The sequence below is a fragment of the Halorubrum sp. Boch-26 genome, from assembly GCF_029889805.1.
In the GTDB taxonomy this organism is placed as follows: domain Archaea; phylum Halobacteriota; class Halobacteria; order Halobacteriales; family Haloferacaceae; genus Halorubrum.
Genome location: NZ_JARANT010000072.1, coordinates 1 through 13,345, shown reverse-complemented (window position 1 = coordinate 13,345; position 13,345 = coordinate 1). Strand labels below are relative to the sequence as shown.

The following is a 13,345-nucleotide window of genomic DNA, read 5'->3' as shown; positions in this document are numbered from 1 at the left end:
GTATCAGGGGCTGTGTCGACGTTCGAAGCGGACGAGGTTCCAGAGTCGCGGTCGGGGCGGGTGGCGGGGTCGGATTGAGTGGCGGGGTCCGAAGAAGTGCCGGGGTCCGAAGAAGTGGCGGGAGCGGAGGCACCGGCATCGTCCGAATCGACCGCCGCGCGGACGTGATCGGCGGTGATACGGAGTGCGTCGTCGGGGGCGCGATCGACTGCCGATTCGAGGACTGCTGCGGAGTCGGACGCGCTCGCTAGCAGGGTGACCGCCTCTCGCTCCGCGTTGTATCCCCGTCTGGCGAGCTCCTTGACGATCCGAGCGTTCGACTCCAGCGGCACGACAGTCGAGAGGGGGGTGCGACTCAAAACGGTTCCGGAGGGCGAGGCCGCCGTCCCGCGGCTCGGTGAGAGCGGCGACCCGGAAGCTTATCACCGGAACCCGTCAACCCGGACGTAATGGACGAAGGGGATCGGCCGGAAACCGACCGCGATCCGGCCGAGCGAAGCGAGGGATCAGACGAGGAGAGGACCGATCGCGACGAGCCGGAGTCGGACAGTCTGGCCGACACGGCCAACCCGGAGTCGGACGATCGAGCCGACACGCCCGAGTCGGTTGTTCCGGCCGAGGAATCCGAATCGGCCGACGCATCAAATCCGACCGACCCGGCCGATATATCCGCATCGGCCGAACCGACCGACACCGTTGAGACGGCCGAACCGACCGACACCGTTGAGACGGCCGAACCGATCAACAGAGACCCATTCACGGGAGGCGACGGTCGCGAGAGCGAGCGAACAGTGCGGGAGGACGCCGGGGCCGACCCGACGGAATCCGAAGGGCTCGTCTATCGGTTCCGTCACGACAAGGAGGGCGCCTTGATGTGGATCCGGGAGATGCTCTCCAGCGTCGCCATCGTGCTGGCGATCGGCCTACTCCTGTTCGGGGTCAGCGGGGTGTGGCCACCGATGGTCGCCGTCGAGTCCGGGAGCATGGAGCCGAACATGGAGGTCGGCGATCTCGTCTTCGTCACGGAACCCGGACGGTTCGCGCCCGACGCGGCGAACAACGACATCGGCGTGGTGACACACGAAGGCGGGCAAGCGGCCGGTTACCAGACGTTCGGATCGTACGGGTCGGTGGTGATATACCGACCGCCGGGGCGGACCGCCTCACCGATCATTCACCGGGCGATGTTCCACGTCGAGGAGGATGAAAACTGGTACGACCGCGCCGACGAGGAGTACCACAGCGCGGAGGGGTGCACCGAGCTCCGCCACTGCCCCGCCCCCAACAAGGGATTCATCACGCTCGGCGACAACAATGGCGCGTACGATCAAGCGAACGGGCTCGCGCCTCCGGTCAGGGCAGAGTGGGTGACCGGCGTCGCACGGGTTCGGATCCCGTACCTTGGATACGTGCGGCTGATCGCGAGCGGCCAGGCCGAACTGAGCGACGTGCTCGTGACGACCGTAACGGCGGACTCCGATTCGGTTGATGGGCGCGAGACGGTCGGTGGATATGACGGGGTTGACTGGCTCGGGTGTGTCGGAGGGCCCACCATTTCGGGTGGAGGTTCGGTCGCGAGCGTGTCGGGGTGAACTACCCTGCCCTACCGCAGTCGGGGCTACCCGCCTCTCGCTTGTAGAAGACAGGGCTTCCTGTTTCTGTGTCGGAACTTGCATCCGACGTGGACACAGAGGTTCCAGACTCCGCAGGTGAGTTCCCTTCACGGGTGGTTCAGAGTGTCCCGCTCCTACCAGACGGACATTCGACCACAGCCAACGGCGCGCGCTTCTTCTCGCGCTTGAACACCGCCGGAAACGTGGTGAGCATCGTACTACACAACTCGACCGTGTGGGTGGGAAAATGTGACAAAGTACGTGCAAGAACGGAGTGCGGCGGTGTATCCCTTCCCTACGCCCTCCGTTCGGACGTTGAGGAAAGGAGCTTAGCGCCTCGATTCAGTTAAGTGGTGGCGACAGGCTGAGCTGGACAGGGTGTCGCCGATGGCGTTCGAGTGACAGTCGCGGACGGAGGTGACGTGAGTCAGTTGTCGAATCGAGCCTGGACAAACGGCTGGGCGTTCTCGATATCGCCGAGGCGAGAATCAGACAGCAGCACCGCCTCGGTCTCCTCGACCGGGACCGACAGGCCCATCTCCTTCGTGCGGCCGTAGCGTCCCTTGGAGACGACGACCGCGTTGACGATCCCGAGCATATCGAGCTCGCTGATGAGGTCCGTGACGCGGCGCTGCGTGAGCACGTCCGCGTCGATCTCCTCGCACAGGCGCTTGTAGATGTTGAACACTTCGCCGGTGTTGATGTTGTGAACGCCGTTCTTCTCCAAGAGGATCACGGCGAAGAGGACGATCTTGCTTTGGGTCGGGAGCGTCCGGACCACCTCGACGACGCGGTCGAGCTCGATCTTGTCCTGCGCCTGCCGGACGTGTTTTTCGGCGACGATCTCGGCCTGCGAGCGCTCGGCGAGCTCTCCCGCGGTTCGGAGGAGGTCCAGCGCGCGACGGGCGTCGCCGTGCTCCTGCGCGGCGAACGCCGCACAGAGGGGGATCACGTCGTCGGTGAGCGCCTCCTGTTTGAACGCGATATCGGCCCGATGCTGGAGGATGTCCCGGAGCTGGTTCGCGTCGTACGGCGGGAAGACAATCTCCTCCTCACCGAGGCTGGACTTGACTCGGGGGTCGAGGAAGTCGGTGAACTTCAGGTCGTTGGAGATCCCCATGATGGAGATCCGCGACCGGTCGAGCTCGGAGTTCATCCGCGAGAGATTGTACAGGGTGTCGTCGCCGCTCTTCTCGACGAGCTTGTCGATCTCGTCGAGCATGATCACGACCACCCGCTCGTGGTAGTCGACCGCCTCGAAGAACGTCGAGTAGACCCGATCGGTCGGCCAGCCGGTCATCGGGACTTCCTCCATCTCCTCCGCGTCGGCCTCGAGTTCGTCGATCCGCGCGTCGAGGTCGTCGAGCGTCACGAACTTGGTCCCGGCCAGTGCTTCGGAGTCGTCGACTGCCCTGGATCTGAGATCTCGGTAGCGGTCGAGGCGATCCGCGATGACCTGCTGATTCTTCTCGATGAAGGTGTTGGCGAGCTGGGCGAGGACGCGGTACTGCGTGTCGGTCACCTCGCAGTTAATGTACTCGACCTCACAGGGGACATCGTACTTCTGTGAGGTCGATTCGAGCTCCTGCGAGACGAACTTCGCTGATGCGGTCTTACCGGTGCCCGTCTTTCCGTAGATGAGAATGTTAGAAGGAGTCTCGCCGCGGAGCGCCGAAACGAGAATCGTCGCCATTCGATTGATCTGGTCGTTCCGATGGGGGAGCTCGTGAGGGGTGTAAGACGGCCGAAGCACTTCCTTGTTCTCGAAAATCGGCTCGCCGGAAAGGAGATCGTCGAACAGCCCCTGATTGTCGTCGTCGTCATCGAGGACGACCCCGTCGAAGTCGACGTCGGGGGAGGAACGGTCACGGCCACCGCTTCCGACGTCTGTGTCGGCGGTGACGTCTGTGTCGGCGGTAACACCGGTCTCATTCCCGCTGTCGGTCCCGAGATCGACATCGGGATCCGAACTCGAACCGATCTCCGGACCGGAATTCGATCCGGTGTTGGAGTGGGGTCGTCGGGAGTCGTCCGATTCCCCCGGGTGATCGTCAGACTCCTCGGTTCCGCGGTCCGTCGGATTCGAAGGAGGCTCATCGGGGTCTCCGTCGGTCGTAGCCGGTTCGCCGGTTTCCCTGCCGCTGTCCTCCGATTCGCCCGCCTGCGATGTGTGCTCTCTTTCGTCCATATTACCCCCCTGTTTCAGGTGGAGATACCTCGCGTGGAAGCGAGGTGTGTCGCGTTCCGGCCTGAAACGTGGACATCCGGCACAATTCGTGTCTCGGGATGTCCAGTTGATGCAGTCGAACCAGATGAAGAGGCGGTACAAAAGTGTTGCTCTCCGGAGTTGAAACGATAGTCGCCAATGAGAAAGTCGGAAGAACTCCGGTCATGTCCGACGGTGATGTCCGCCGTATCGACCCGCCGGTACGAGGCCACCTGTCGAAACAAGAATCTGATCGTCCATAGACGGGGAGCTGATCATCCGCAAACGATGATCACCAACACACGAGAAGCGGAGTGAGAGCTACTCGGTGGTGCGACCGCTCGTTTGGCGTGGATCGATCGCGGCCGTCTCTGACATGATAGAAAGGCGTGACACAGTACCTATTTCGATGTGAGTAGTTCCCGGGGACCCCCACACCCCTTTGTTTCGTGTGGAACCCGGCTCAGGTGGGTGGGGGTGTGTAGACGGTCTTATTAGAATGCAAGATTTTATATAAGAAGCAAGAGTACAGTACCCTCGACAATCTATCTTTTATAATTGTTGGTAGGTAAGGGTTGTTTGAAAAGATTGTATAGTGTACTAAACGCAGGCTGGTCCAACATCCGAGTCACTCTCACTTCCCGACCCTACAGCTGGCCGTTTCCAGTCGAAACGAAGGGGTGGGGGAGGGGAACGGAAGAGAGAGTAGAGAAAGAGAGGATGGAGATAGAAAGAGAGGATGGAGATAGAGAGTGGAGAAAAGAGAGAGTGGAGGAAGGGCGACGAAAAGGTGAGGGTGGAGAAGGTTACGCTGATGCGCTGCACGGAGTTCCCTGTCACCCGATCAATACGAGAACGGTCAGTCGAGACGCCAGAATCGAACGGCCTCGTTGGATCGCCTCTCGAATCCGATCCTCGCTCATGTCTGCTACCGGAAACGATCTCGATATCGAGGGGCTCAAAACCGCACGCGTTCAATAACGACCGTTCTGAGCGTCTGACGCAGTTCTTAAGTGAGAGGAGCGCGGATTCTGTCTTAATTCCCCGAATGAACGACGGGCGCGGCCGGATCGGGCGGTAATACGGACCCGGCTCGTTCGGGAGAAACCAGGATTGGAGGTCAGGATGGGACTGCTCACGAATCTCAAAGACAGCATATCACGGGTCACAGACGGGCTGTTCGCGGCCGACGAACCCAAACGGATCGGGATCTACGGACCGCCGAACGCCGGAAAGACGACCCTCGCAAACCGGATCGCACGCGACTGGACGGGTGACGCCGTCGGGCCAGAGAGCCACATCCCGCACGAGACTCGACGCGCTCGGCGCAAAGAGAACGTCGAAATCGAGCGAAACGGGCGGACAGTCACGATCGACATCGTCGACACGCCGGGAGTGACGACGAAGGTCGATTACAAGGAGTTCCTCGACCACGACATGGAGAAGGACGACGCGGTGCGTCGCTCCCGCGAGGCGACCGAAGGCGTCGCGGAGGCGATGCACTGGCTCCGCGAGGACGTCGACGGCGTCATCTACGTGCTCGATTCGACCAACGACCCATTCACGCAGGTGAACACGATGCTCATCGGGATCATCGAATCGCAAGACCTCCCGGCGCTCATCCTCGCGAACAAGACGGACCTTCCCGGTGCGGACGTCCAGCAGATCGCCAACGCCTTCCCGCAACACGAGACGATCCCGCTCTCGGCGCTCGAAGGCGACAACATGGACGAAGTGTACACGAAGATCGCGGAGTACTTCGGCTGATGCCCGGACCGACCCCAAACGTCGACGGCGACACGTCGTCCGACCACGACGACGGCGTCCGGATCGACATGATAAGCGGCGCCCGGATGGAGGGGCTCACCGGTATGGAGAAGATCCGCCTCATTCTCGACGGCGTCCGCGACGGCAACATCGTGATCCTCGAGGAGGGGCTGTCTCCCGACGAGGAGTCGAAGCTGATCGAGGTGACGATGACCGAGATAAGCCCGGACGACTTCACCGGCATCGAGATCGAGACGTACCCGAAGGCGGAGACGAACAACCAGAGCTTCCTCGACAAGCTGATGGGTCGGAAGTCAGCGCAGAAGCTCACCGTTATCGGCCCGGCCAACCGGATCGAGACGCTGCACAAAGACGAGAACCTCATCAGCACGCTCGTCTCCCGCAAATAAATGCCCCACCAGTGTACCACCTGCGGCCGGACGTTTCAGGACGGCTCGAAGGAGATGCTCTCCGGCTGTCCGGACTGCGGTGGGAATAAGTTCCAGTTCAAACCGACGGGCGCGACTACCAACGAGCAGTCGGCACCCAACGAGCAGTCGGCACCCAACGAGCAGTCGGCATCCAACGAGAAGTCGTCACCCAGCGAGACAGAACGATCCACCTCCGCTCCGACTGATCCCACCGATGTCGACGCCACCGCCGCGTCAGATTCGGAGGCCACCGTCGACGGTGAACCACCGAACCCACGGGAGTCATCGAAGAACACTCAATCGACGGATACGACCGGTTCAGACCTCGAAAAAGGATCCAGCGACTCGACGACCGGAACCGAACACGTTCGAGAACGTAGCGAGGAGGACGTCGCGCAGGCGAGCGCCCGTTCGGATGTCGTCTCACCGGACGAACTCGACCGAGCGAGCCAGCCGATCGACTCCGAATCCGGGGCGGAGTCTCGGGGCTCCGGCGACCCGGACGGACCTCGTCCCGACATCGGTGAACTTCGAGATGAACTCAATGAGCAGTTCGAGAGCATCCGGATTGTGAGCCCCGGGAAGTACGAGCTCAACCTGATGGAGCTGTACGACCGCCAAGAGTACATCATCTCGCTGCAGGAGGACGGCCGATACGTCATCGAGATGCCCGACGCGTGGGGCATCCAAGACGAGTGACGCCGGAGGGAGTTTTCGACAAGTAGCGCACTGACCCAACTCTCGTCCCTACTCTCCGACTCTCAAATCCGATCCTACTCTCCGACTCTCAAATCCGATCCTCTGATCGAACTGTACGTTCGGGCGACCCTTGTCGAAGTGGACACAGTTATGCGGCTTCCTCCGTTACGGGCGCCCATGTCTGCTGATCACGTTTTCAATTTCGGATCTCGAGTCGCCTCTCGTTCGATCCGACACACCGTTCGATTGCGACCGCTCAGCGCTGTGTCTCGGGCCGCCGCCGACGAACACGGTCGAAATCGCCGCGACGAGAATCGCCGTGACAAGGTGTGCGTATGCGCGTAATCGCCAAGTTCGGTGGAACAAGCCTCGGTAGCGGCGACCGCATCGAGCGCGCTGCCGACTCGGTCGCGAACGCGGTTGAGGCCGGCCACGAGATCGCCGTCGTCGCGAGCGCAATGGGGTCGACCACCGACGACCTCCTCGACGACATCACCTTCGAGACGGACGATTCCGACCGCGCCGAGATCGTCTCGATGGGCGAGCGTACCAGCGTCAGGATGCTCAAAGCAGCGCTCTCGGTCCGCGATATCGACGCCGTCTTCCTCGAACCGGGACACCCCGACTGGCCGGTGATCACGAACGAGCTCGGCGAGGTCGACGTCGAGGAGACGAAGAAGCGCGCGCACGCCATCGCGGAGCGGCTCGACGGCGTCGTCCCGATCATCACCGGCTTCCTGGCGGAGGACCACGACGGCAACGTCACGACGCTCGGTCGAGGCGGCTCAGACACGACGGCGGTGATGCTCGGCAACTACATGAACGCCGACGAGGTCGTGATCGTCACCGACGTCGAGGGCGTCATGACCGGCGATCCGCGGGTCGTCGAGGGGGCGCGGAACGTCGGCCGGATCACCGTCGACGAGCTGCGAAACCTCTCCTTCCGCGGCGCGGAGGTCGTCGCGCCGTCGGCGCTCTCGTACAAGGACGAGGACCTCGCGGTCCGGGTCGTCCACTACCAACACGGCGACCTCCTCAGGGGCGGGACTCGCATCGAGGGCCAGTTCGAGAGCCTGATCGACATGCGCGAGGAGCCGCTCGCCTGCCTCACCATTGCCGGGCGCGCGATCCGGAACCGGGCCGGTATCCTCTCGCAGCTTGCGAACGCCCTCCGCGAGGAGGAGATCAACATCGACGCGGTCGCCTCCGGCATGGACTCGGTCACGTTCTACGTCGACGTCGATGTCGCGGAGACCGCCGAGGCGCTTCTCCACGAGGCCGTCGTCGATGACGAGACGCTCTCGTCGGTGACCGTCGCCGATCCCATCGCCGTCATCCGAGTCACCGGCGGCGAGCTCCCGAACCAGCCGGGCGTCATCCAAGAGATCATCGCGCCGTTGTCCGACGCCGGTATCAACATCATCGATCTCATAACGAGCGCAACCTCCGTCGCTGTGTTCGTCGACTGGAACGACAGGGAAGAGTCGCTCGAAATCGTTCAACAGCGGTTCGACTAACAGCTCGATTCGACGACACGCTCTCTCCGTTCCGAACCCGGGTTTGTCCCTCCTCAATCGCCGCTCTGCCCGTTCAGCTCTTCGAACTCGATCCGGTATCGGGTAGTCCGTCGCCCCTCGAACCGCGGACCCTTTCCCGCGGCCGTGAACCCCGACGCCTCGATGACCTCACTGGTCGCCTCGTCGTTCGGGACGACGACCTCGACCCCCATCTCCTCCCGGTGGGCGAACCGCCGCGGCTCCTCAAACAGCCGTTCGACCGTCGATCCGCTCCCGTCGAAGTCGGTCACGTGAACGGTGCCGTCGCGCACGTCAAACGCGACGAACCCGAGCACCGTTTCCTCTCTATTGTCGTCGCCCCTGTCGCCGTCTTCTCCGTCGCCCCTGTCGCCGTCTTCTCCGTCGCCCTCGTCGCCGTCGCCTCTGTCCCCGTCTTCTCCGTCGCCCTCGTCGCCGTCTTCTCCGTCGCCTCTGTCGCTGTCGTCTGCCACCGCGACTCGAACGGACCGGTCGTGGATCATGTTCCTCACGACGTCTTCCGGCCGACCGGTCACCGTTGCCAGCGCCTCGGCGTCGGATTCGAGTGCGTCACGGATCCGCATACCACGGCTATCGGACGGATCCGTATAAACCCGCTGACGCTCGGCTCTCGACCCGTCGGCCGTCCCCCTCGCTCCGCCCGCACGGCTCTCGGTCCACCCGCTCGAAGTAATATAGATTTAAACGACCGGCGGTCCCAGATGCCGATATGAGCAAATCCACTACGATCGTGCTCGGAACGATCGGCGTCTCGGCGGCCCTGTCCGTACTCATTATCCTCTCGTACGTGCTCGGCTGATGTTCTCGTCCCGGCCGCTCAGCGACGACCTCGACGCGGTTCGCAAGGAACACGCGGCCGGATCGCCCGTTCTCGACGTCGACGCGGATTTCGAGACCCTCCCGCCGGCGGCGGCCGAGGACCTCGGACTGTTCGTCGACGGCCTCTCGCCCGCCTCCTTTCCGACCGAGTGGTTCTCCGACGAGGTGCCCGAACTGCTCCGGAGGTACGCCGGTCCCGCGTTTACCGTCGGGCTCCCCGGGGACGGCACCGTCGTCCGGACGACTCAGACCGATCCCCAGACCGTGCTCGTCAAGAAGCGGGCGGAGGGGACGCCCGACGACTTCCTCGCGTTCCTGATCGCCGACCGGCTGGTGCAGGTCGGCGTCTCGCCGTCCTCCGGCTCGCTCCCCGACGCCACGCCGTCGGCCCGGCTTCCCGAGAGCTTCCTCCCGTTCTTCGCCGGGCGCTACCGCGACCTCGACGCCGCGATCCGCCGGCCGGATCCCGACACCGGCGCCTCGACCACGGGGCGCGGTCCGAACGACGTCTTCCAGATCGCGACCGCCCTGTTCGACGCGTGGGTGGGGCTGTACACCCGCGACGTCTTCGCCTCGTGGAAGGGGCGCCATCCACGACTGTTCGACGCGTGGCTCGACGCCGGCGACCGGCTTGAGGGGCGGCTCGGCGACCTCGTCGGTGAGGTCGCTCGCGGCGAGACCGACTTCGCAGGCGCGACGGAGTACGCCTGCTCGGCGGTTCGTCACGGGCTCGACCTCCCCGCTCCGTTCGCCGCGCTCGACACCGCCGCCTACCGCGACCGCGGCGCTCCCTACGCGGTGAAGTGGGCGGAGAAGACGTTCGACTCGATGGTCGACGACGGGTCCTGACTCGTTCCGTCTCGTTATATGTCGACGATGACGTTGCCGTCGCCGTCGAGCTCGATGACGCCCTCGAACAGCTCCCGGAACCGATCGAGCGTCGCGACCTCGTGGACCTCCTCGGAGAGGTGGAAGATCCCGACCGCGTCGTGTTCATCGAGGAGGTCGAGGATGTCCGCGGCCGCCTCGTACACCGCGTCGTCGTCGGCGTAGTACGCCATCTCGGTGAGCGAATCGACCGAGACGCGCCGCTTTCCCTCGTTCTCGGTGAGGAACCGCTCGACCCGGTCGACGACCCCGTCGAGGTCGTCGGGCGCGGAGACGTAGTACACGTCGTCGCTGGAGCGCCGCGAGTACCCGCGCTCGACGGAGAGCGTGTCGAGGATGGTCGCCTTCGTCTCGTCGACGTCGTAGTACTCCAGTTTCTGTTCGACCTCGCGCGCGGTCGTCCGCGTGGAGACGACGAGGAACGCGTCGGTGTCGGTCTTCAGAAAGTCCGTGTCGATCCGGTCCGTCTCGCCGATGCTCGGGTGGACGAGGAGAAGCCCCGTCCCACCCGGGATCGTTTCCGGTCCGTTCTCGACGGCGAGCGAGTAGTCCATGGGATCGGAAACCGCCCGACCGACTTAACGATGCGGGCCGCGTGTGTCGCGATGCGGACAGCGTACTTCGTGATGCGGACTGCGTGTGTCGCGATGCGGACTGCGTCCGTCTACCGGTCCTCGACGCGGACGACGCGGGCCGACCGGTTTTTTCAGCCTCCCTCGCGTCGGCACGCATAATGGCCGGCCACGACACCGCGCGCGACGTCTACCGTCAGGCGCTGCCGGTGATCCTCGTCAGCCTCATCGCCGGGCTGTTCGCCGGCACCATTCTCGGGTCCGAGACGATGCGAGCCGGGATCTCGGAGGTTCCGGGGCTCCTCCTCCTGCTCCCCGCGTTCCTCGCGACGCGCGGCGGCGTCTACGGCTCGCTCGGCGCGCGCCTCTCGACCGGACTCCACCAGGGGCTCATCGAGCCTCGATTCCGGCTCGACCGGCGGCTCACGAACGCTATTCTCGCTTCGTTCATCAACGGAATGACCGTCTCCGTGTTCATCGCCGTGGTCACCTACCTCTGGTTAACGCTGTTGGGGACGGCGGGGAACCTCCTCCAACTGGTCGGGATCATGGTCGTGGCGGGATTCCTCTCGGCGGTGCTGATGATCTCGGTGCTGATCACCGTCATCTTCGTCGGCTACCGGCGAGGGCTCGATCCCGACAACGTGATCGGGCCGGTCGTGACGACGCTCGGCGACGTGTTCGGGGTCCTCTTTCTCCTCGTCGGAATCTACGTCGTGGGGGTCGTGCTGTGACCGATTCGGGCGATGTCGGCGGTTCCGCCGGCCCGGGGGAACGCTCGACGGCCACCCCGGAGACGACGATGACGGACGAGTGGTCGATCCGACGGATCGTCCGGACGATGATCCCGCTCCTCGCCGCGCTGTCGGTGCTCCAGCTCGTCTCGGGGACCGTCCTCGAGACGTTCGAGGCGGTGCTCGTCAGCAATCCGGCGCTGCTCGTGTTGGTCCCGGTCCAGATCGGGACGGCCGGGAACCTCGCGTCGATCACCTGCTCCCGGCTCACCACCCAGCTCTACCTCGGGACCTACGAGCTCGACCGGTCGAACCCCGACCTCAGGGCGAACGCCGGCGCCGTGTTCGCGCTGGCGGGGACCGTTTTCGGGATCGTCGGCGTCGCCGCGTGGGCCATCGGCGTCGCCCTCGGCGGTACGCTCGGGCTCGGCCGGGTGCTCCTCGTTTCGTTGGTCTCCGGGATGCTCTTGGCTGTCCTCGTCGTCGTCACCAGCGTCGCCGCGGTGGAGGCCTCCTACCGGGCCGGCCTCAACCCCGACGACACGACGATTCCCGTCGTCACCAACGTCTGCGACATCGCGGGCGTGTTGATCCTCTTCGGCGTCGTCTCCGTGGTCGTGTGAGCTCAGAACACGCTGTCGGCGGTCGCGGCGCCGACGACGCTGAACACCGCCCCGACCGAGACGGCCTTAGCCGTCGTCGCCCAGAGATCGATCCCCGTCACCCCCTGTTCGATGAGAAAGGTGTCTGGGGCGTCGAACAGCACCGCGAGGACGGCCACGGAGCCGAACGCGACGATCATCAGCGACACGAACCGGACGGGGATCCCCGCGATCTCCTTTTCGATATCCGGATCGCGGTCGGTGTCGGCCCGATAGAGCGCGGCGTAGCCGATCAGCCCGACGACCCCTGCGGTCAGTACTCCTTGGATCCAGTTCATGCCCGCGGCGAGCACCCACACCTCCTCGGTGACGACGAACGGTCCCGCGAGGAGGAAGCCGCCGACCGCCTGCTGTGCGGAGTCCGCAATCCGAAACTTCGGTCGACGGAGGCTCCGCGGACGGTTCATACTTCCCGAAGAGACGGCGGCGGATAAAACGGCGACGCTTTTCGACTGTGCACCCCGCGTCGCGCGGGGTCGTCCCCCTCCGAACCGGTTTTCACCCGTCCGCCCGTCGTACCGCCATGAGCGTTCGCGAGGAGTTCGACCAGTGGGCGGCGTCGGGGAAGGACCGCGGGATGGAGGACAGACACTGGCACACCGCGAAGCACGTGCTCGCGCGGATGCCGGTCGAGGCGGGCGACGCCGTCCTCGATCTGGGCACCGGTTCCGGTTACGCGCTCCGCGCGCTTCGCGAGCGCGGCATCGGCCGCGGCTACGGGCTCGACGGCGCGCCGGAGATGGCCCGCAACGCCCGGAGCTACACCGACGACGACGCGGTGGGCTTCCTCGTCGGCGACTTCGACGCGCTCCCCTTCGCCGACGACTCGCTCGACCACGTCTTCTCGATGGAGGCGTTCTACTACGCGGCCGACCCGCACAACACGCTCCGGGAGATCCGGCGCGTGTTGAAGCCCGGCGGCACCTTCTACTGCGCCGTGAACTACTTCGCGGAGAGCGAATCGACCCACGCGTGGCAGGACAACATCGCCGTTGAGATGACCCTCTGGAGCCGCGAGGAGTACCGCGAGACGTTCCGCGACGCCGGCCTGTACGTCGCCGCACAGGACAACGTCCCCGACCGCGAGATCGAGATCCCGGACGCGGACGCGTTCCCCACCGACGACTGGGACTCCCGCGAGGCGATGGTCGACCGCTACCGGACGTGGGGGACGCTGCTGACGGTCGGCGTCGCGCCCTGAATTAGTAGATCGTTTATAAATCACCGCTGTCGATAACGCGGTGAACCTCTCCAAAGCCCCAGCCGCTCGTTTATAAACGACTGACTTCAGATCGACGGTGAACCTCTCCAAAGCCCCAGCCGCTCGTTTATAAACGACTGACTTCAGATCGACGGTGAGCGACACCAACGCACCACCCAAGCGCGCAAAACCCAGCG

General features: G+C 64.3%; 13 protein-coding genes and 1 pseudogene. 9 read left to right on the top strand and 5 right to left on the bottom strand.

Translation table 11 applies throughout. The annotated features are described in order from the left end of the window. Window positions 1-332: pseudogene (locus OQF71_RS10695) on the bottom strand (DNA polymerase II small subunit); the annotation flags it as partial. Between the two features lie 117 nt (window positions 333-449). On the opposite strand from OQF71_RS10695, the gene OQF71_RS10690 reads away from it, so the two are divergent. Then, window positions 450-1,592 carry a S26 family signal peptidase gene (locus OQF71_RS10690; RefSeq protein ID WP_280587636.1) on the top strand — a complete coding sequence of 381 codons (1,143 nt, stop codon included), beginning with the start codon at window positions 450-452 and terminating at the stop codon, window positions 1,590-1,592. A gap of 448 nt (window positions 1,593-2,040) precedes the next feature. On the opposite strand, the gene OQF71_RS10685 is transcribed toward OQF71_RS10690, so the two are convergent. Next, window positions 2,041-3,801 (bottom strand): orc1/cdc6 family replication initiation protein, encoded by a 1,761-nt coding sequence (locus tag OQF71_RS10685; RefSeq protein ID WP_280587635.1) that lies wholly within the window; start codon window positions 3,799-3,801, stop codon window positions 2,041-2,043. Window positions 3,802-4,944: 1,143 nt separating this feature from the next. Here OQF71_RS10685 and OQF71_RS10680 point away from each other — a divergent pair. The 4 genes from OQF71_RS10680 to OQF71_RS10665 all read left to right on the top strand — a co-directional run bounded on the left by OQF71_RS10680 (window position 4,945) and on the right by OQF71_RS10665 (window position 8,233). Continuing rightward, window positions 4,945-5,586, top strand: a complete 642-nt coding sequence (locus tag OQF71_RS10680) for an Era-like GTP-binding protein (protein WP_280587633.1) — start codon at window positions 4,945-4,947, stop codon at window positions 5,584-5,586. Further along, window positions 5,586-5,996: a DUF2073 domain-containing protein gene (locus OQF71_RS10675; RefSeq protein ID WP_280587631.1), complete on the top strand. Its 411-nt coding sequence runs from the start codon at window positions 5,586-5,588 to the stop codon at window positions 5,994-5,996. Before OQF71_RS10680 ends, OQF71_RS10675 begins: the two co-directional genes overlap by 1 nt. Continuing rightward, window positions 5,997-6,716, top strand: coding sequence for a Zn-ribbon containing protein (locus OQF71_RS10670; RefSeq protein WP_280587629.1), 720 nt, complete (start codon window positions 5,997-5,999; stop codon window positions 6,714-6,716). Between the two features lie 335 nt (window positions 6,717-7,051). Next, on the top strand, window positions 7,052-8,233 hold the full coding sequence (locus OQF71_RS10665) for an aspartate kinase (RefSeq protein WP_280587628.1): 1,182 nt from the start codon (window positions 7,052-7,054) through the stop codon (window positions 8,231-8,233). A 53-nt stretch (window positions 8,234-8,286) separates the two neighbouring features. Here OQF71_RS10665 and OQF71_RS10660 read toward each other — a convergent pair whose 3' ends face one another. Further along, a complete protein-coding gene (locus OQF71_RS10660) occupies window positions 8,287-8,835 on the bottom strand; it encodes a hypothetical protein (RefSeq protein WP_280587627.1) in 549 nt (182 codons plus the stop codon). A 235-nt stretch (window positions 8,836-9,070) separates the two neighbouring features. Here OQF71_RS10660 and OQF71_RS10655 point away from each other — a divergent pair, with 235 nt between their 5' ends. Further along, the gene (locus tag OQF71_RS10655; RefSeq protein WP_280587626.1) at window positions 9,071-9,940 is read left to right on the top strand and encodes a hypothetical protein; all 870 of its coding nucleotides are present in this window, start codon (window positions 9,071-9,073) and stop codon (window positions 9,938-9,940) included. A 14-nt stretch (window positions 9,941-9,954) separates the two neighbouring features. Here OQF71_RS10655 and OQF71_RS10650 read toward each other — a convergent pair whose 3' ends face one another. Further along, on the bottom strand, window positions 9,955-10,533 hold the full coding sequence (locus OQF71_RS10650) for a hypothetical protein (protein ID WP_280587623.1): 579 nt from the start codon (window positions 10,531-10,533) through the stop codon (window positions 9,955-9,957). A 179-nt stretch (window positions 10,534-10,712) separates the two neighbouring features. Here OQF71_RS10650 and OQF71_RS10645 point away from each other — a divergent pair, with 179 nt between their 5' ends. Together OQF71_RS10645 and OQF71_RS10640 are read left to right on the top strand one after the other, a co-directional pair. Then, window positions 10,713-11,285 carry a magnesium transporter gene (locus OQF71_RS10645; RefSeq protein ID WP_280587621.1) on the top strand — a complete coding sequence of 191 codons (573 nt, stop codon included), beginning with the start codon at window positions 10,713-10,715 and terminating at the stop codon, window positions 11,283-11,285. Window positions 11,286-11,353: 68 nt separating this feature from the next. Then, on the top strand, window positions 11,354-11,908 hold the full coding sequence (locus OQF71_RS10640; protein WP_280587637.1) for a magnesium transporter: 555 nt from the start codon (window positions 11,354-11,356) through the stop codon (window positions 11,906-11,908). Between the two features lie 2 nt (window positions 11,909-11,910). Here OQF71_RS10640 and OQF71_RS10635 read toward each other — a convergent pair whose 3' ends face one another. Next, window positions 11,911-12,354 (bottom strand): DUF2391 domain-containing protein, encoded by a 444-nt coding sequence (locus tag OQF71_RS10635; RefSeq protein ID WP_280587619.1) that lies wholly within the window; start codon window positions 12,352-12,354, stop codon window positions 11,911-11,913. 116 nt (window positions 12,355-12,470) lie between these two features. Between OQF71_RS10635 and OQF71_RS10630 the strand changes: the two genes are divergently transcribed. Then, on the top strand, window positions 12,471-13,148 hold the full coding sequence (locus OQF71_RS10630) for a methyltransferase domain-containing protein (protein ID WP_280587618.1): 678 nt from the start codon (window positions 12,471-12,473) through the stop codon (window positions 13,146-13,148). Window positions 13,149-13,345: the final 197 nt, after the last annotated feature.

Excerpts from the sequence above, each read along its gene's own strand:
- OQF71_RS10685 (WP_280587635.1), bottom strand. The coding sequence starts at position 3,801 with ATGGACGAAAGAGAGCACACATCGCAGGCGGGCGAATCGGAGGACAGC.
- OQF71_RS10635 (WP_280587619.1), bottom strand. The coding sequence starts at position 12,354 with ATGAACCGTCCGCGGAGCCTCCGTCGACCGAAGTTTCGGATTGCGGAC.
- OQF71_RS10660 (WP_280587627.1), bottom strand. The coding sequence starts at position 8,835 with ATGCGGATCCGTGACGCACTCGAATCCGACGCCGAGGCGCTGGCAACG.
- OQF71_RS10675 (WP_280587631.1), top strand. The coding sequence starts at position 5,586 with ATGCCCGGACCGACCCCAAACGTCGACGGCGACACGTCGTCCGACCAC.
- OQF71_RS10665 (WP_280587628.1), top strand. The coding sequence starts at position 7,052 with ATGCGCGTAATCGCCAAGTTCGGTGGAACAAGCCTCGGTAGCGGCGAC.
- OQF71_RS10630 (WP_280587618.1), top strand. The coding sequence starts at position 12,471 with ATGAGCGTTCGCGAGGAGTTCGACCAGTGGGCGGCGTCGGGGAAGGAC.
- OQF71_RS10690 (WP_280587636.1), top strand. The coding sequence starts at position 450 with ATGGACGAAGGGGATCGGCCGGAAACCGACCGCGATCCGGCCGAGCGA.
- OQF71_RS10650 (WP_280587623.1), bottom strand. The coding sequence starts at position 10,533 with ATGGACTACTCGCTCGCCGTCGAGAACGGACCGGAAACGATCCCGGGT.
- OQF71_RS10655 (WP_280587626.1), top strand. The coding sequence starts at position 9,071 with ATGTTCTCGTCCCGGCCGCTCAGCGACGACCTCGACGCGGTTCGCAAG.
- OQF71_RS10640 (WP_280587637.1), top strand. The coding sequence starts at position 11,354 with ATGACGGACGAGTGGTCGATCCGACGGATCGTCCGGACGATGATCCCG.
- OQF71_RS10680 (WP_280587633.1), top strand. The coding sequence starts at position 4,945 with ATGGGACTGCTCACGAATCTCAAAGACAGCATATCACGGGTCACAGAC.
- OQF71_RS10645 (WP_280587621.1), top strand. The coding sequence starts at position 10,713 with ATGGCCGGCCACGACACCGCGCGCGACGTCTACCGTCAGGCGCTGCCG.
- OQF71_RS10670 (WP_280587629.1), top strand. The coding sequence starts at position 5,997 with ATGCCCCACCAGTGTACCACCTGCGGCCGGACGTTTCAGGACGGCTCG.